15 protein-coding genes and 1 tRNA gene are annotated in these 15,806 nt (G+C 70.3%); 8 read left to right on the top strand and 8 right to left on the bottom strand.

Translation table 11 applies throughout. The features are described 5' to 3' along the window. Nucleotides 1-152: 152 nt before the first annotated feature. Nucleotides 153-1,016, bottom strand: a complete 864-nt coding sequence (locus tag D7231_RS34115; protein WP_120760159.1) for a LysR substrate-binding domain-containing protein — start codon at nucleotides 1,014-1,016, stop codon at nucleotides 153-155. A 103-nt stretch (nucleotides 1,017-1,119) separates the two neighbouring features. Between D7231_RS34115 and D7231_RS34110 the strand changes: the two genes are divergently transcribed. Further along, nucleotides 1,120-2,130, top strand: coding sequence for a bile acid:sodium symporter family protein (locus D7231_RS34110; protein WP_120760157.1), 1,011 nt, complete (start codon nucleotides 1,120-1,122; stop codon nucleotides 2,128-2,130). On the opposite strand, the gene D7231_RS34105 is transcribed toward D7231_RS34110, so the two are convergent. Together D7231_RS34105 and D7231_RS34100 are read right to left on the bottom strand one after the other, a co-directional pair. Then, complete coding sequence (locus D7231_RS34105) at nucleotides 2,067-4,301, bottom strand: sialidase family protein (protein WP_120760161.1); 2,235 nt, start codon at nucleotides 4,299-4,301, stop codon at nucleotides 2,067-2,069. The two genes, D7231_RS34110 and D7231_RS34105, sit on opposite strands and share 64 nt — an antisense overlap. 226 nt (nucleotides 4,302-4,527) lie before the next feature. Further along, a complete protein-coding gene (locus tag D7231_RS34100) occupies nucleotides 4,528-5,487 on the bottom strand; it encodes a quinone oxidoreductase family protein (protein ID WP_120760155.1) in 960 nt (319 codons plus the stop codon). A 132-nt stretch (nucleotides 5,488-5,619) separates the two neighbouring features. On the opposite strand from D7231_RS34100, the gene D7231_RS34095 reads away from it, so the two are divergent. Further along, nucleotides 5,620-6,090 (top strand): MarR family winged helix-turn-helix transcriptional regulator, encoded by a 471-nt coding sequence (locus tag D7231_RS34095; protein ID WP_120760153.1) that lies wholly within the window; start codon nucleotides 5,620-5,622, stop codon nucleotides 6,088-6,090. 22 nt (nucleotides 6,091-6,112) lie between these two features. On the opposite strand, the gene fdhD is transcribed toward D7231_RS34095, so the two are convergent. Together fdhD and D7231_RS34085 are read right to left on the bottom strand one after the other, a co-directional pair. Further along, nucleotides 6,113-7,009: a formate dehydrogenase accessory sulfurtransferase FdhD gene (gene fdhD / locus D7231_RS34090; RefSeq protein ID WP_120760151.1), complete on the bottom strand. Its 897-nt coding sequence runs from the start codon at nucleotides 7,007-7,009 to the stop codon at nucleotides 6,113-6,115. Nucleotides 7,010-7,163: 154 nt separating this feature from the next. After that, a complete protein-coding gene (locus D7231_RS34085) occupies nucleotides 7,164-8,501 on the bottom strand; it encodes a DUF2254 domain-containing protein (protein ID WP_120760149.1) in 1,338 nt (445 codons plus the stop codon). Between the two features lie 106 nt (nucleotides 8,502-8,607). Here D7231_RS34085 and D7231_RS34080 point away from each other — a divergent pair. Beyond that, nucleotides 8,608-8,695, top strand: a tRNA-Leu gene (locus D7231_RS34080). A 157-nt stretch (nucleotides 8,696-8,852) separates the two neighbouring features. Here the strand turns inward: D7231_RS34080 and D7231_RS34075 are convergent. Together D7231_RS34075 and D7231_RS34070 are read right to left on the bottom strand one after the other, a co-directional pair. Continuing rightward, nucleotides 8,853-9,467: a hypothetical protein gene (locus tag D7231_RS34075; protein ID WP_120760147.1), complete on the bottom strand. Its 615-nt coding sequence runs from the start codon at nucleotides 9,465-9,467 to the stop codon at nucleotides 8,853-8,855. 42 nt (nucleotides 9,468-9,509) lie between these two features. Beyond that, nucleotides 9,510-9,728 carry a hypothetical protein gene (locus D7231_RS34070; protein ID WP_147449855.1) on the bottom strand — a complete coding sequence of 73 codons (219 nt, stop codon included), beginning with the start codon at nucleotides 9,726-9,728 and terminating at the stop codon, nucleotides 9,510-9,512. An 891-nt stretch (nucleotides 9,729-10,619) separates the two neighbouring features. Between D7231_RS34070 and D7231_RS34065 the strand changes: the two genes are divergently transcribed. The 5 genes from D7231_RS34065 to tgmC all read left to right on the top strand — a co-directional run bounded on the left by D7231_RS34065 (nucleotide 10,620) and on the right by tgmC (nucleotide 15,360). Then, nucleotides 10,620-11,819 (top strand): helix-turn-helix domain-containing protein, encoded by a 1,200-nt coding sequence (locus tag D7231_RS34065; RefSeq protein WP_120760142.1) that lies wholly within the window; start codon nucleotides 10,620-10,622, stop codon nucleotides 11,817-11,819. 370 nt (nucleotides 11,820-12,189) lie between these two features. Further along, nucleotides 12,190-12,645: a DUF7848 domain-containing protein gene (locus tag D7231_RS38760; RefSeq protein WP_479685690.1), complete on the top strand. Its 456-nt coding sequence runs from the start codon at nucleotides 12,190-12,192 to the stop codon at nucleotides 12,643-12,645. Nucleotides 12,646-12,939: 294 nt separating this feature from the next. Then, nucleotides 12,940-13,191, top strand: coding sequence for a putative ATP-grasp-modified RiPP (gene tgmA / locus D7231_RS34060; protein WP_120760140.1), 252 nt, complete (start codon nucleotides 12,940-12,942; stop codon nucleotides 13,189-13,191). Nucleotides 13,192-13,195: 4 nt separating this feature from the next. Continuing rightward, nucleotides 13,196-14,155, top strand: a complete 960-nt coding sequence (gene tgmB, locus D7231_RS34055) for an ATP-grasp ribosomal peptide maturase (RefSeq protein ID WP_120760138.1) — start codon at nucleotides 13,196-13,198, stop codon at nucleotides 14,153-14,155. Continuing rightward, entirely contained in the window at nucleotides 14,152-15,360 is a 1,209-nt protein-coding gene (tgmC, locus tag D7231_RS34050) for an ATP-grasp peptide maturase system methyltransferase (protein WP_120760135.1), read from the top strand. Before tgmB ends, tgmC begins: the two co-directional genes overlap by 4 nt. 122 nt (nucleotides 15,361-15,482) lie before the next feature. On the opposite strand, the gene D7231_RS34045 is transcribed toward tgmC, so the two are convergent. Beyond that, nucleotides 15,483-15,806, bottom strand: a 324-nt coding sequence (locus D7231_RS34045) for a transposase (protein ID WP_147449854.1), incomplete at its 5' end; no start/stop codon positions are given.

Below are 15,806 nucleotides of genomic sequence, written 5' to 3'. Positions count from 1 at the left end.
CCCCCTGCGAGGTATTCGGCGGTGCCGAGCCGGCCGCGGGCGCTCCGCGCAAGCCCACGCGGCGTTGCCGGGCGGCCGCCGGGCCGGCATCCCCCGCGCCGGAGGCGGCCCGTGGCGGGCCCGGCCGAAAGTCCTGGTGAGCGGGCGCAGCCCTACGCGTGGAGGCGGTCGCCCGCCTCCAGGACCGCCCGGGCCAGGGCCTCCGCCGCCCCCCGCGCCGCGCTTCCCGGTGCGGCGCCGTGGAGGAGGACCACGTCGACGCCGCCGAGTTCCGGCAGGCCGGGGCCGGGGGCGAGGCGGGTCAGGCCCGGCGGGATCATGCCCAGGGTGTGGGCCATGACGCCGAGGCCCGCGCGTGCCGCGGCCACCAGGCCGCTGAGGCTGCCGCTCGTGCAGACCACCCGCCAGGACCGGCCGCTGCGCTCCAGCACCTCCAAGGCCCGCGCCCGGGTCACCGCGGGCGGCGGGAACGCGATCAGCGGGAGCGGCCGCTGCGGGTCCAGGCGGAGCCGTTCGCCGCCGATCCACACCAGCCGGTCCCGCCACACGAGCCGCCCGTGCGGCTCATCGGGCCGGCGCTTGGCGAGGACGAGGTCCAGCCGCCCCGCGGCCAGCCGCTTCTGCAACGTCTCCGACAGGTCGACGGTCAGCTCCAGGTCGACCTCGGGGTGCTCGCGGCGGAAGCCCTCCAGGACTTCGGGGAGCCGGGTGAGGACGAAGTCCTCCGACGCCCCGAACCGCAGCCGCCCGCGCAGCCGCGTGCCCGCGAACCAGTGGGCGGCCCGCTCGTTCGCCTCCAGGATCGTGCGGGCGAAGCCCAGCATCGCCTCGCCGTCCTCGGTCAGCCGCACGCTGTGCGTATCGCGTACGAACAGCTGCCGGCCGGCCGCGGCCTCCAGCCGGCGGACCTGCTGGCTCACCGTCGACTGCCGGACCCCCAGGCGGCCGGCGGCCCGGGTGAAGCTCAGCGTCTGCGCGACGGCCAGGAACGTACGGAGCTGCACGGGATCGAACACGGCACCAGCGTAGGCCGCTCATCGCCGCTCATCGCGATCCGTGATGACAGTCAGAGCGGCAAACGGGGTTCCGCATAGGCGGTCCGGACACCAGGCTGGGCCCATGCCGTCGCGCTTCCGCTTCCGCCTCCCCGTCGACCCCTACATAGCGGCCCTCCTGGGCACCGTCGCCCTCGCCGCCCTCCTGCCCGCCAGAGGCCAGGCGGCGACCGTCGCCGGCGGCGCCTCCACCGGCGCCGTGGCGCTCCTGTTCTTCCTCTACGGCGCCCGTCTCTCCACCCGCGAGGCCCTGGACGGCCTGCGCCACTGGCGGCTGCACCTGACGGTCCTCGGCTGCACGTTCGTGCTGTTCCCGCTCCTCGGCCTCGCCGCCCGCGGCCTCGTCCCCGTCGTCCTGACCCCGCAGCTGCACTCCGGGCTGCTGTTCCTGTGCCTGGTGCCCTCGACGATCCAGTCGTCGATCGCCTTCACCTCCATGGCGCGCGGCAACGTGGCGGCGGCGGTGTGCGCGGGCTCGTTCTCCAGCATTGTGGGAATCGCCTTCACTCCCCTCCTCGCGGCCCTCCTCCTCGGCAACAGCGGCGGCGGTTTCTCGGCCCGCTCCCTGCTGTCGATCGTGCTGCAACTCCTCGTGCCGTTCCTCGCGGGCCAGTTGCTGCGCCGCCGTGTGGGCGGCTTCCTCACCCGGCACAAGAAGGTCCTCGGCTACGTGGACCGCGGCTCGATCCTCCTGGTCGTCTACTCGGCCTTCAGCGCGGGCATGGTCCGCGGCATCTGGCACGAGGTCACCCCGCTGCGGCTGCTGGCCCTGCTGGGCGTGGAGGCCGTCCTGCTGGGCCTCATGCTGACGGTCACCACGTACGGCTCGCGGTGGCTCGGCTTCGGCCGCGAGGACCGGCTGGCCATCGTCTTCTGCGGCTCGAAGAAGAGCCTGGCGGCCGGCCTGCCCATGGCGGGCGTCCTCTTCGGGGCCCAGGCGAGCCTGGCCGTGCTGCCGCTGATGCTCTTCCACCAGATGCAGCTGATGGTCGGCGCGGTCCTCGCGAAGCGCTACGGGCGCGAGGCGGCGCCGCAGCCCGGCCCGGCCGCGCCGTCCCTCTCCCGGGCGGCCTGAACGCGGCCTGTGCGGTCTGTACGGTCCGTGTGGTCTGTACGGCCTGTACGGCCTGTCTGGTCGGGGGTGAGGTCGACGCGGGCGGCACGGTCGATGCGGTCCAGCGGCAGCCAGAGCAGCAGATCGCGCGCCGGATCCGGCCCCCCGGGCCGTACCGGCAGCCGCAGCCGCCCCGGCTTCCCCGGCCCGTCCGGCCGCCCCAGCCGCGCCACCTCGCCGTCCGTCAGCGCCCGCCCGTACACCCGTACGTCGTCCAGCTCCCCGGCCAGCCACGACCGGCCGTCCGGACGCTGCCCCAGGTGCACCCCGAACGTCGAGTTCCGGCTCACCGCCCCCGGCACGTCCGGCACCGAGGAAGCGGCCCCGTCCACGGCGAGGACGATCCTCCCGCCGCCGCGCCGCAGTACGACCCGGTGCCACAGCCCGTCCCCGTACGCGGCCGACCGGACGACCGCCGTACGGGCCGGCCCCGCCCCGGCGACCGCCGTCACCTGCCCGATGACTCGCCCACCGGGCGCCACCCGCAGCGCCACCTGGGGCGCGCCGCCCATCCCGCCCATCCACAGCAGCGGCTGCTCGGGCGGCACGGCGGCGGCGGTGGTGGTGGACGGCGACCGGGGAGTCGCGGGCCGAGGAGTCGCGGGCCGGGCAGTCGCAGGCAGCGGGGCCGCAGGCCGGGGAGTCGCGGACCGGGGCCGGGACCGGAACCACAGCGCCGCGGTGAAGTCCCGTGCCCCCAGCGGAAGGGAGGCCCGGTAGGGCAGCCGCACCGCGTCGTCCACCCCGTCGAAGGCGAGACCCCCGCCGGAGCGGCCCCGGACCGGGTGCGGACCTCCCAGGACGTACGCGTCCCGCGCGCCCGGCGCCCGGTCCGGCGTCGTGGGCGGCGGCCCGGAGCGAGCGCCCAGCCACTCCTCGGTGAAGCGGGCGAACCGGATCTCGTCCCGCGCGTTGCCCCGGCCCGCCTCGTACAGCAGCCCGGCCGTACCCCGGTCGCCGCCGCCACCATCGCGGTTGCTGTCTTCCACCACGGCCATGTCCGAGTAGCCCGCCCAGTCGGCGGTGACGAGCCTGCCCTGCTCCACACCCTCCCACGTGCGCCCCTCGTCGTACGAGGAACGGATCGTCATCGAGCGCCGCCGGTCGGGGTCGGCGGGCGACGCGAACAGCCAGCGCCCGGGGCGCAGCACGGCCACGGACCCCTGCACCATGGGCGTGTAGAGGTCCGGGACGGCCCGGAACGGCCCGGCGAACGCCGCGCCCCCGTCCGGGCTGACGGCGAAGTCGCGGTTGCCGAGCTCCGTGCCGTCCTGCTCACGCCCGCCCGCGTACACCGTGCCGTCGGCCCGCTCGGCGACCGTCAGCTCGGACGGCTTCTGCGCGTACGTGCCGTCCGGGGCGGCCGCATGGGTGTCCACCGCCCCGAGCCGCCAGTGCGCGCCCCCGTCGTCGCTGAGGGCGAGCGCCGCGTGGTTGGCGTGCCCACGGGTGCCGTGGGTGCCGTCGTGGCTCTCGGCGTTGAGGCCGACGACAAGGCGGCCGCGGTGCGGGCCGTGCGCGAGCTGGATGCCGTGGCCCGGGCCGGTGGCGTACCAGGAGTTCCAGCCGGGCGGGCGCAGCTCCCGCGTCAGGTCCTCCGGCTCCGACCAGTGGGCGCCGTCGTCGCCGCTGTACTGCACGTAGGGCGTGCGGTCGCACGGCACGTCGCAGTTGCCGGCGTCCGGGCGGCCCCGGTTGTACGTCGTGAGGAGCGTGATCCGGCCGCTGCGCCGGTCCACGACGGGCGCGGGGTTGCCGTGGGTGTCGCCGCGCCCCTCGTCGACCACCTCCAGCGGACCCCACGTGCGGCCCCCGTCGGCGGAGCGCTTGACGACGACGTCGATGTCGGTGGCGTCGCCGCAGTTGCCCTTGCGGCCCTCGGCGAACGCGAGGACGGTGCCGCGGACGGTGGTGACCAGCGCGGGGATGCGGAAGCAGGCGTACGCGTCGGTGCCCGGCCCTTCCCGGCCCGCCCTGAAGAGGACCTGCTCCTCGAACCCGGTGTCCGTGGCACGGGCCGGGAGCGGCGCGAGGAGGGGGAAGAGGGAGCCGGTCAGGCCCGCCAACGCGGCTGCGGCGAAGGCCTTCCTGACGGGGTTTCGGGGGACGGCGGGAGCGGTGCGGACGTGCATCGGCGCCATGAGGCCGAACGTAGATGTCGTACGACTGTCACACAAGCCGGACTCGGCCGATGAGCCCATACGTGTTCACATCCGGGCTTCCGTACGGGTCTGTGTACGGGTTCGCGGACGGGGTCTCGTACGGGTTCGCGAACGGGGCGCGGGTTCGTGTGCGGGTTCGCGTACGGGGTCACGTGCCGGTTCGCGTGCGGCTTCGCGTACGGGGCCTTGCGCGGGTTCACGCCGGCCGCAGGATGACCTTGCCCAGGTTGAGGCGCGACTCGATGATCCCGTGTGCCTTCGCGGCGTCCTCCAGCGGCAGCTCGGCGTGGACGCGCGGCCGCAGCCGCCCGGCGGCGAACAGCTCCCACAGCTCCAGCCGCCACCGCTCCATCAGCTCCGGGTGGTTGCGGGCGATGTGCGCCATCTGGAAGCCGGTCACGGACTTCGCGCCGGCGAGCAGGTCGTACGCCTCGATCGTCCCGCCGCCCGAGCTGTACGCGACGAGCCGGCCGCCGGGTGCGAGCGCGGCGACGGCGGGGGAGAGGAGCTCGCCGCCGACCGCGTCCAGGACGATGTCGACCGGGCCGCCCCAGCGGTCCGCGGGCTCGCGGGCGAGCTCGTCGTAGGTGATGACGTGGTCCGCGCCCAGGTTGCGCAGGAAGGCGGCCTTGGCGTCGGCTGCCACGGAGCTGACAGCTGCCACGACGCGGCCGCCGCCGAGCTCCTTGGCGAGCTGCACGGCGAGGTGGCCCGCGGCGCTGGCCGCGCCTGTCACCAGGACGGACTCGCCGGGGGCCGGGCGGGCCGCCGCGTACGCCCCGCGGGCCACCAGGCCGCAGCGGACGAGCGCGACGGCGTCCGTGACGGTCGCGCCGCCGGGTACGGGCGACGTCATCGTGGTGTGCAGGAGGGAGTAGTCGGCGTAGCCGTCGGCGAAGCAGATGCCGGTGACGCGGTCGCCGACGGCGAAGCCGGTCACGTCCGGGCCGGTCGCCACGACCTCCCCGGCGACCTCGCCGCCCAGGCTCGCGGGCAGCGGGAGGCCGCCGCCGCGCACCTTCCGCACGACGGGGAGGGTGACGCCGACGGCCTCGGTGCGGATGAGCAGCTCGCCGGGGCCGGGGCGGGGGACGTCGGTCTCCTCCAGGCGCAGGACCTCGGGGCCACCGTTCTGGTGATAGCGGACACGGCGCATGGGGCGCACCTCCGGGTGTCGTTGGCGGTCCCAACGGATGTCGTTGGGAGCCCCAACGATAGACTCATCTTCATTGGGGTGTCCAACGTTTTTTGTTGGGAGTCCCAATGGATATTTCGGTAGGGTCGCACCATGACAGAGCCCTCCGAACCCGACGAGCCCGCGCTCGACCGCATCCGCGCCCTCCCCAGCTGGCTCCTCAACCGCGCCGCCGGGCGCGGCCGCCGCCTGCTCGGCGAGGCGTTCGCCCACGAAGGCCTGCGCATGCCGCACCACGCCGTCCTGGCGGCCGTCGCCGACATCGGCCCCGTCGCCCAGGCGGCCCTGGGCCGCGAGACCGGATTCGACCCCAAGGACATGGTCGGCATCCTCAACGACCTCCAGCGGGCACTGCTCGTCACCCGCACCCCCGACCCTCACGACCGCCGCAAGAACGTCATCGCCCTCACCGCCGAGGGCCGCAGCTGCCTGGAGCGGCTCGCGCTCCTGGGCGACGAGGCCAACCGGGCGCTGCTCGCCGCGCTCACGCCCGCCGAGCGGGAACAGTTCGTCGCGCTGCTCGCGCGCGTGGCGGAGGAGCGGGAGGAAGGACCGGTGGTCTGAAGCCGCCGCGGGGGCCCGGGCGTCAGCCGGTGGCCGCCGCCTGCTCCGACTCCGGCTCCGGCTCTTGTTCCTGCTCCGGCTCCTGCTCCAGGACGATCCGCTGCTCGCCCGCGTACACGTTCATCGACGCCCCGCGCAGGAAGCCCACCAGCGTCAGCCCCGTCTCCGCGGCCAGGTCCACCGCCAGCGACGACGGCGCCGACACCGCCGCGAGTACGGGGATCCCGGCCATCACCGCCTTCTGCGCCAGCTCGAACGAGGCCCGCCCGGAGACCAGCAGCACGGACCCCGCCAGCGGCAGCATCCCCTGCTGGAGAGCCCGGCCGACGAGCTTGTCGACGGCGTTGTGCCGCCCCACGTCCTCGCGCACGTCCAGCAGCTCGCCGTCCGCGGTGAACAACGCGGCCGCGTGCAGCCCGCCCGTACGGTCGAAGACGCGCTGCGCCTCCCGCAGCCGGCCGGGGAGGGCGGCCAGCAGGGCGGGTTCGAGCCGCATCGGGGCCGCCGGGCCGTCCGAGAGGGCGTGGCGTGCGGTGGTCCGCACGGCGTCCAGGCTCGCCTTCCCGCACAGCCCGCACGAGGACGTCGTGTAGACGTTGCGCTCCAGGGTGATGTCGGGAACGGGGACGCCGGGCGCGAGCCGGACGTCGACGACGTTGTACGTGTTGGATCCGTCGTCCGTCGCGCCCGCGCAGTAGACGATGTTGGCGATCTCGTCGGCGCCGGCCAGCACGCCCTCGCTGACGAGGAACCCGGCCGCGAGCGCGAAGTCGTCGCCCGGCGTGCGCATGGTGATGGCGAGCGGCTTGCCGTTCAGCCGGATCTCCATCGGCTCCTCGGTCACCAGTGTGTCCGGACGGGCGCCGACGACCCCGTCCCGGATGCGGATGACGCGGCGGCGTGCGGTGACCCGTCCCATGAGCTGACCGTCCCGGTGATCGTGGGGTTCCTGACCTCCTCATTGTCCCTGGGCCCGAGCTTGCCGACGGGCGGGGGCTTGTCGACGGGGTGCCGACGGGTGGGGCTTGCCGACGGGCGGGGGAGTTCGCCGGGCGTCGCGACCTGCCCGCGCGCTAACCGATCCCCTGCCGGTCCGGCAGCAAGGCGAACTCCCGGTCCGCCGCGTCCGGCACCGCCCGCGTCACGGCATCGGCGAGCAGCGCCCGGTGCCGTTCCAGCGGCGGACGCCGGCCCGCGGGGGTCAGGTGCCAGAGGTCGTCCAGGGCCGCCGCCAGCCGCCGGGTCACCTGCGGGCTGCCGGTCGCGCAGCCGCGGATCTCCGCGAATCCCAGGTCGACCAGGTCCGCCCAGCCGGGCACGTCCTGCACCAGCCGCACCGCGCCCCGGCGGTCGCAGTGGTGCAGCGCCCCGAGCGGCCGCCGGGCGAGCGCCGCGAGGAACTGGGTGATCCGGTCCAGGCACTGCACGGCCGTCGTCGGGTCGTTCACGGCGGGCGACAGGGCCCGCTGGGCGATGTCGGACAGCTGCCGCAGCCCGAACCCCGGATCCTGGTGGAAGGTGCGCTCCACGCCGACGGACACCGTGTACCGCAGCGCCCGCGGCGGCGGCGCGGCCCCACCGTGCACCGCGAACACCGGCGTCCCCGGCACCACGAAGTCCCCGATCCGCGGGATCAGCCGCAGCACGACCCCGTGCCGCCGCGCCACCCGCACCAGCCGCGCGATGTGCACGTCGCGCAGCACCCCGGCCCGCCCCGTGTGCACGACCTCCGCGCCGGCCCCGGCCAGCGCCGGCCGCTCGTCGTCGGGAACGCCGTACCGGCCCAGCACCCGGAACGACTCCCGCGTGATCCGGTCGATCACGTGGCTCACCCGCATCAGCCGCAGCGTGGAGTTCACGTACGCGATGAACAGCCCGAGGCTCACGAGCACCAGCAGGACGCACACGATGCTGGAGAACACCGGGACGGTGGAGACCGTGCGCGGATTCTCGTCCCCCTCGTACGACGCCTGCACCAGCAGGGCGAACAGGAAGGTCGCCAGGAAGACGGCGAACGTGCACTTGGTGATCCGGCTGCGCACGTACAGCCGCACCACGCGCGGGGAGAACTGCCCGCTGGCCATCTGGAGCGCGACCAGGGAGATCGAGAACACCACGCCGATGAAGGTCAGCATCGCCGAGCCGACGGTCGTGATGATCGTCTTGGTGTCGTCGGCGATCCCGATCAGAGACTCGACGGCCCCGTAGTCCCCGTCCGCCTTGAGGACCCCGACGACGTACCGGTCCACCTCCAGCACCCCGGCGGCCAGCCCCGCCGCCCCGAGGAGCCCCACGGTGGGCGTGAACCAGAACGTGTCCCGCAGGTGCTCCCGCAAAGGCGAAAGCGGCCGGGGCCGCCGCCGGCCGCTCCCGGCCGCCTCAGCTGTCCAGGTTTGCCCCGCATTGCCCATAAAAGGACCTTATGCCCCGCCTAGATACCCAGGTGAAAGGCACTCCGAAACCTTGGTATTGTTATCCATGTCGCCGCGGGGAACACCCCGCCGGAGACAACACCTGGTCCGGGTGGCGGAATGGCAGACGCGCTAGCTTGAGGTGCTAGTGCCCTTTATCGGGCGTGGGGGTTCAAGTCCCCCCTCGGACACCAGTAGGTTCAGACGAAACCCCTGCTCAGCGGGGGTTTTTCTGTTTTCCCGGACTGGCTCAGCGCTCGGCGTGACCAGTAGCGTGACCAGTAGGATTCGAAACTTCCCGCGACCGGCGGCGTGACCAACCACGTGACCAGACCGGATGGGGATCTTGCATCAGAGCGAAGATGCGAGTGCGGGAGCGGTGAGGGAAGCCGCTCCAGCGAGGCCGATCCGGCCAGCGCTCGACGCAGCCAGCTTCTTGGCACTGTCCGGGCGGCGCCGACCGTAGCGGCTGAGGGTGTAGCCCACGGAGTGATGCCGGGCGTTCGCGCTCACCTCGACGGGGTTCTCCTTCGCGTCAAGGTCATTGTTGATCTTGCTGGCTCGCAAGTCGTGCAGCCGGAAGAGCTCTGGCAGGTGGAGCCGATTCCGAACGGTGCGCCACCGTGCCGACACCTTCTCGGGATCCTGGGGGCCACCAGCCATGCCGCCCGGCTGAAGCTTGAAACCGTCGCGCGCGAAAACGAGGTCGTGATCGACCCAGAGATCCCCGAGCCTCTCCTTCTCATACTGCTGACGCTCGTACTGCCACCACAGAACGGTCAGTAGGGACTGGTCTACGTAGATGATCGCGTCGGCCGCCTCATGGAAGATCACGCCCGCGTTCCTGGGCATGCCCGCCAGCACAGCGGCGGACACATCCGCCGCCACCGGGGCCGCCTGCACTTCCCCCTCTATGGCGTTCTGAGCGGGAGTCGTGATCAGGCCGCCCCCCAAGATGACGTCCATCGAATGCCCCTTCCCCTCGTCACCCCTCAACCGGCCCCGTAGTCACTTGGGTTCGAACTCGCCGCACACGTTCCCCGCGCCGTCCTCGATCCAGCCGCCCCCGTCCGTGCGGTCGTTGCCCGGAATCGGCCAGCACAGCGCCGCATCGAACCCCTCGTTGAACGACTCCACCGACACCCGCTCGACCGCGGCGCGCTTGCCCGAGTCACCCGCCTCGAACCCCGCCACGCCACCACCCACCATCAGGAACACAGCAGCCACCAGACCAGCCACCACGCGACGACACTTCGACATATCCACCCCACAGGCATCCGTGCGCTTCAGCACCAGACCGAACCGCGCTCTACGTTTCCCTCGGCGCTGCAACCCATCAGGGAGCGCCACAAGCCTTAGTTAGTTAGCGACCGGGCCACTCAGTCCGGCCGGTTCGCATTCCATGCCCTCATCGCCAAGCGAATGAAGTCACGATCCATTTCTATCCCAATCCCGAGTCTCAGCAATCCAAATTCATAGTGATCCGCGTCACAATCATGAATAGAACCCCGAATCCAGAACCCATTCCAAAACCCCTAAAAAACTGCGTTTCCGCAGGTCAGGGCACGTGTGAGCACCCGGGTGTAATGCTTAGAAAGAAAAGAAAAGGACCCATCGGGGGTGCCTCTTTCCGACCGTGTACGGGTATCAAAGTTTCAGGAATTCATGGCCGTGCCGGCCTGCCGTGGAGCCAAAAATGAGATTCGGGGCAGCAAAATTCCCCGAGATGCCGACCCGGGACCTTCAAGGGGTGTTTTCGGGCTCCGCGAGACGCCTCGGGGCGCACAAACGAACTAACCAAGCGGGGTTTTCGTGATCCGGGCTACATTTTCCGGCTGTACCGTGATGGCGGGCTCGGATCACAGGTACATATTTAATGTCGGGGGGTGGTATATACCCCCCTCCCAGGGCCCCCTCAGGGCCCTGGTGATGGCCCCTCTCCCGTCTCCCCCTGTGATCTCTAGTCGGGAGGGTCTGGTGCACTTCGGTAGCCGGCCGGGGCCGCGCTCTTGGCTGTCGAAGGTGTCGAAGTCGTAGTCAGCACGTGCATCTGCTGCCGCCAAAAGTCCGGCGAGCACGGGCCGTGTTGAGCACTCGCCAAGCGCGTACGCTCGTGCTATGACGACCGCTGGTGAACGCCTCAAGACCGTACGCAAGCGACGTGACCTGACTCAGCGCGAGCTCGCTGACGCGTCAGGTGTCTCCCTCTCCACCCTCCGCCGGCTCGAACAAGGCGAACAGGAGAGCTCCCGGATGGAGACATGGCGCAAGTTCGCCGCCGCACTCCATGTACCCACCATGACCTTGGTCGGCCAGCCTGATGAGGAGGGGGCAATCCCTGACACGGCTGACCGCTGGGACGCCGTGAAGAAGGCTCTGAACGCCCCTTCGGGGTTCCGTGAGGAGGAGGACGAGCCCCCAACCCCTGAAGGGCTGACAGAAGCCCTGGACGCCCTTGTCCCTCTCTATGTGGGGGACCGCTTCTCCGACCTTGCGTGCGTTCTGCCGGGCCTTCTGCGAGACGTAGACGCTCTGGGGCCCGAGGGCCGGGAAGTACGGGTGCGACTGCTTCAGCGGGTCGGATGGTTGATGATCCAAGTCCGGGAGTTCGGAGCCGCCGAGGACGCGTTGCACAGGTCAATGGACGAGACTCGGGACCGCCTACAGGCCACCGAAACCGTCAACCACCTGTGCTGGATGCTGCTCCGCAGGGGCAAGCTCGCCGAGGCCCGGGAGCTGGCAACCAAGTGGGCCGACGACGCCGAACCGGTACGGATCTCACGAGCCACCCCCACTGAGCTATCCCTATGGGGGTGGATGCTGCTTCGCGTATCTGCGGCCTGCGTCCGGGACAACCGTCCAGGGGAAGCCGAACACGCCATGCGCCTGGCTCGTGCTGCGGGAGAAGCGGTTGGGCGTGAGTACCAGATCCCTCAGCATCTGAGCGGCCGAACCTTCGGGCCGTTGACGGTCTTGCTCAAGACTGCCGAGAACGCACAGATCATCGACCGCCCTGACATGGTGCTTCGCCTCGGCGACAAGGTCCAGAAGATCACCAAAGCCAAGTCTCAGCGCCTGCGTGTCCGACCCACGTCGAACAACTGGAACAGGCACCTCCTGGACGTCGCGGACGCTCACTCGAAGACAGGTAACTACGGAATGGCGGTGGAGAAGATGCAGGACATCTTGCGCCGATCGCCGGAGTGGCTGCCGAACCAGCGGTTCGCCCGTGACATCGTGGGGCGGGTGATTGAGGAGCGCCGAACGTTGACCCAGGACATGCGTGACCTGGCCATTTCCGTACGGCTGCCGATCTAAACGATCAGACTGAGTACTTTCGCCACATGGGGTTCGAAAGTACCAACGACACTGGGCCGTGCCCCTCCTAGCGTGTCTGGACACACAGCACACGGAGGGGCAGGCGAATCGAAGTGAGACAGAGGAGCGGCACCCGCGAGGCCCTGAGCTTGCTCATGGCTCAGCGCGGCCAGAACGGTGTCTTACTGGTCCAGGAGGTCAAACCCGCGCGGGCATCTGCATTCCAAGTTCGTGGCGTGGGCGAGAGTGCCGACGGCCCCGACCTGCCGCCGGGAACCATGGCGTACCCCGACTGCGCGTGTCCGTGCCACCGTGCCGGTCTGGGCAGGCCGGACTCGACGGCACGACTCACGGCCGGCGAGGGGCGGTAATGAGCATCCGTGCCCGCTACGCCTACGCCGAGTGGACCACGATGGTCGACCCGCAGACCTCGGAAGAGTTTTCCATTCAATGCCAGGAGCCGGGCTGTAGCGGGGAGGTCAGCATCAAGGACGGCCCTGCTGAGGCTGACAAGTGGAAGTACCAGCACACCATCAGCACGGGTCACCGCCGATTCTGGGAGACACAGGGCCGCGCTACGCTCGTCGGCCCGCCCCCCCGGTGCCGTCGTCGCCGGCCAGATCACTGGCCACGAACGGGCCGTGGACCTCCCGGAGCGCAGTCGGCCCCCGCTCGAACCGGTGCGGGGCACTGCGTGGTTGGCGCCGTGATGACGGGCGAGTTACTGCCCCCGGCATCCGTGTTGATCGGTAGCTGCGAGCGGTGCGGTGGAGACATCTACTCTCCGCAACCCGGACAGCGCCTGTGCAACGCCTGCCTGAACTGATCCACCACGAGACTCCTGCCCCTCCCTGCCCCTGTCGGGGAGGGGCAGGAACCGGGCGCCTCTCTGGTAGCTATCAAGCTCCTGCCTCCCTGCTGGGTTCGATTCTGTACGGGGAGGCAGGGTTCAACACCCGCCTGGCCGGTTGCCTCATGGCGAGGCCGGCCGGGCGGGTCAGCAAGTGCACGACGTGAAACGGCTGGGGAGGTAGGGCATGGGCCCGCTCAACTACCTCCCTGTTCCGAGGTTGAGCGGGGTAATACGTTGCCAGGCTTCATCCGCAGAAGGAGGCAGCACATGAGTGAGCATCCTGTTGTCGTTCGCCCGTGGGGCGCCGGTCGGCTCGCACCGTACCCGACCACTATTCGCCGCTTGCACACCACAGTGACCATTGACGCTGACAGCCAGCTCGGCGTCTTCCGTGACCGCTGCGGCCTGGTCGTCGAAATGGGTAAGCACGGCTCCAGTACCGGTACCGAAACCAACACGACCACAAACTCGGACTCGGCACCTGATCAGGGCCACGACCAGGACAGCGAGCAGGACTGATGCCGTGACGCAGAACAGGCCAGTCCTGGTGGCCACCGAGGCGGACGATGTCACCGCTGACATGGTGATCACCGAACTCAACCGGCGCAATGTGCCGGTGGTCAGGTTCAACCCCGCCGATATCGGCGAGGCCCTGACGGTCTCGGCTCGGTTCGGTACCTGCCCGGCCCCGGTGGCCGGGCAGGTCCGTACTCCGTCGAGAACTACCGGCCTGGAAGACGTTCGGGCGGTGTACTGGCGCCGCCCTACCTGGCCCGATTTCCAGCACCTACGATCCGACGATGCGCGCTTCGCTGCCGCGCAAGTCCGCTACGGCCTCGGTGGCACCCTTTACGCCCTTGATGTGCCCTTATGGGTCAACCATCCGCTTCGTAACGCTGCCGCTGACTACAAGCCTGCCCAGCTTGCCCTTGCTCAGCGCCTGGGCCTCACCGTGCCGCCGACGCTTGTGACCAATGATCCGGGTGAAGCCCGGGAGTTCATCGCTGCCCACCGTCAGGTGATTTATAAGACCCTGAGGTGGACGCCATACGAGCGAGACGGCATCCCCATGACCGGGTGGGCCGAGCCGGTCACAGCGGACGAGGTCGACGACAGCGTGCGCGTGGTACCGCACCTCTTCCAAGCCCTCGTCGACAAGATCGCCGACGTGCGGGCGCTGATTGTTGGCCGGCAAGTGTTCGCCATACGCATCGATTCCGGCCTCTTGGACTGGCGCAGGGACTACTCCCGCCACTCCTACACCGTGGTACACCTGCCCAACTGCATGGTCGCAGCACTCCATGCCTACCTCGATCACCTTGGCCTGGTGTCCGGGAGTTTTGACCTCACCTTGGACCGGGCCGGCCAGTACTGGTGGCTGGAGCTGAATCCGAACGGTCAGTGGGGGTGGCTGGAGGAGCAAACCGGGCTGGAGATGTCCGCCGCATTCGCTGATCTGCTGACACGAGGAGGCAACCCATGACCGATACCGCATGCCAGCGGCGTGCCCTCGCTGACCGACTGGAGAAGTCCGGCGCCCTCACAACCCCGCAGTGGCGGGCCGCGGTGGAGTCTGTACCGCGCGAGTTGTTCCTCAACCCCGGGGTGTTCCTGCCCGTGGACGGTGGTCGCTGGCGGCCGGTTACCGCAGTGGGGTCTGACCCGGCGGAGTGGGCGGAGATCGCTTATAGCGATCAGACCCTGACCACGCAGCTCGACGGCCACCTCACCGCCGACCAGGCCGGCGAGCCGGTGACCGGCGTTCCCACGTCCTCGTCCACTACGCCGGTCACCGTCGTCAGCATGATTGAGCACTTGGACGTGGAAGACGGGCAGCACGTTCTGGAGATCGGCACGGGTACCGGGTACTCCTCGGCTCTGATGTGTCACCGCCTCGGCGAAGACAACGTGACGACGGTCGAGGTGGACCCCCATGTGGCGGCCCGTGCGGACGCTGCACTGGAGACGGCGGGGTACTCGACCTGGACAGTGACCGGGGACGGCCTCCTCGGCCACCCCCGCCGGGCCCCGTACGACCGGGTGGTCGCAACCTGCGCCGTCCGCCGTATCCCCTACACCTGGGTGAGGCAGACCAAGCCGGGCGGCGTCATCCTGGCCACCGTCGGCTCCTGGCCCTACGGCACGGGCCTCGCCAAGGTCACGGTGAACGACGACGGTACCGCCGAGGGCCGAATCATCGGCCGCTCGTCCTTCATGCAGGCCCGATCACAGGCCGCCACACCGGTGGCCGGCGACCTGTCCGCCCGCACGGCCTACCCTGACAGCGAACGGGCGACGAAGATCTCACCGCTCATGCTGGAAGACTGGATGCCCGCCTTTCTGGCTCAGCTCGCGGCCCCTGGCGCACAGTTCGTTCGCGCCACGGCGAGCAACGGCACCCAGCTCCTCTATGTCTTCGACCCTGACCGCGAGTCCTTCGCAGAATTCACGGCTGACGGCGACGCCTGGATGGTCCGCCAGGGCGGCCCCGTGGCCCTCTGGGACGACATCGAACAGACCGTCATCGCCTGGCAGGAGGCCGGTAGCCCAGACATCACCGCCGTGCGGCTCCACATCACCGAGAGGACGCACACGTACTGGATCGGTGGCCAGCGGATCGCCACCCGGACCTCGTCGCACTGGATCGGTGACAAGCCAGTGCTGCGGTGGGAGCACCCTCTTACCTGACTACGGGCCTCAGGGAGAGCTTCGGCCTTCCCGTTCAGGCGCATGTGACACGGCTAGAGATCTTCTCGTAACTCCGTAACTGTGCTGCGGTGATGTGGGTGTTGCGGAGTTCTGGGCTCGGGTCAGCCGGCGAGGGCGAGGTTGTGCATGTGGGCGACGCCGCTGGTGGCCCAGAAGACGCCGTCGCCCTTGAGCCGGCAGTCACGGAGGATCTTCCAGTTCTTCATGCGCGCGAAGACGTGCTCGACGCGTGCCCGCACCCGGCGGTGTGATGCGTTGTGCTCCTCCTTCCATCGTGGCAGCCGTTCCTGCCCGGCCTGGCGGCGGTGCGGGATAAGCAGTCCGGTGCCCCGGTATGCGCCGTCGGCAATGACGGTCGCGTCCCCGCAGGCGGCATCGATACCGGAGTCGGCGAAGGCCGTGCAGTCGTTGTGGTTGCCGGGCAG

The organism is Streptomyces klenkii, from assembly GCF_003626645.1.
GTDB lineage: Bacteria > Actinomycetota > Actinomycetes > Streptomycetales > Streptomycetaceae > Streptomyces > Streptomyces klenkii.
This window is presented reverse-complemented; position numbering and strand designations above follow the sequence as displayed.

Bases quoted from the DNA above. Each gene is read 5' to 3' on its own strand.
- D7231_RS34110 (WP_120760157.1), top strand. From the start codon at position 1,120: ATGCCGTCGCGCTTCCGCTTCCGCCTCCCCGTCGACCCCTACATAGCG.
- D7231_RS34105 (WP_120760161.1), bottom strand. From the start codon at position 4,301: ATGCACGTCCGCACCGCTCCCGCCGTCCCCCGAAACCCCGTCAGGAAG.
- D7231_RS34100 (WP_120760155.1), bottom strand. From the start codon at position 5,487: ATGCGCCGTGTCCGCTATCACCAGAACGGTGGCCCCGAGGTCCTGCGC.
- D7231_RS34095 (WP_120760153.1), top strand. From the start codon at position 5,620: ATGACAGAGCCCTCCGAACCCGACGAGCCCGCGCTCGACCGCATCCGC.
- fdhD (WP_120760151.1), bottom strand. From the start codon at position 7,009: ATGGGACGGGTCACCGCACGCCGCCGCGTCATCCGCATCCGGGACGGG.
- D7231_RS34085 (WP_120760149.1), bottom strand. From the start codon at position 8,501: ATGGGCAATGCGGGGCAAACCTGGACAGCTGAGGCGGCCGGGAGCGGC.
- D7231_RS34075 (WP_120760147.1), bottom strand. From the start codon at position 9,467: ATGGACGTCATCTTGGGGGGCGGCCTGATCACGACTCCCGCTCAGAAC.
- D7231_RS34065 (WP_120760142.1), top strand. From the start codon at position 10,620: ATGACGACCGCTGGTGAACGCCTCAAGACCGTACGCAAGCGACGTGAC.
- D7231_RS38760 (WP_479685690.1), top strand. From the start codon at position 12,190: ATGAGCATCCGTGCCCGCTACGCCTACGCCGAGTGGACCACGATGGTC.
- tgmA (WP_120760140.1), top strand. From the start codon at position 12,940: ATGAGTGAGCATCCTGTTGTCGTTCGCCCGTGGGGCGCCGGTCGGCTC.
- tgmC (WP_120760135.1), top strand. From the start codon at position 14,152: ATGACCGATACCGCATGCCAGCGGCGTGCCCTCGCTGACCGACTGGAG.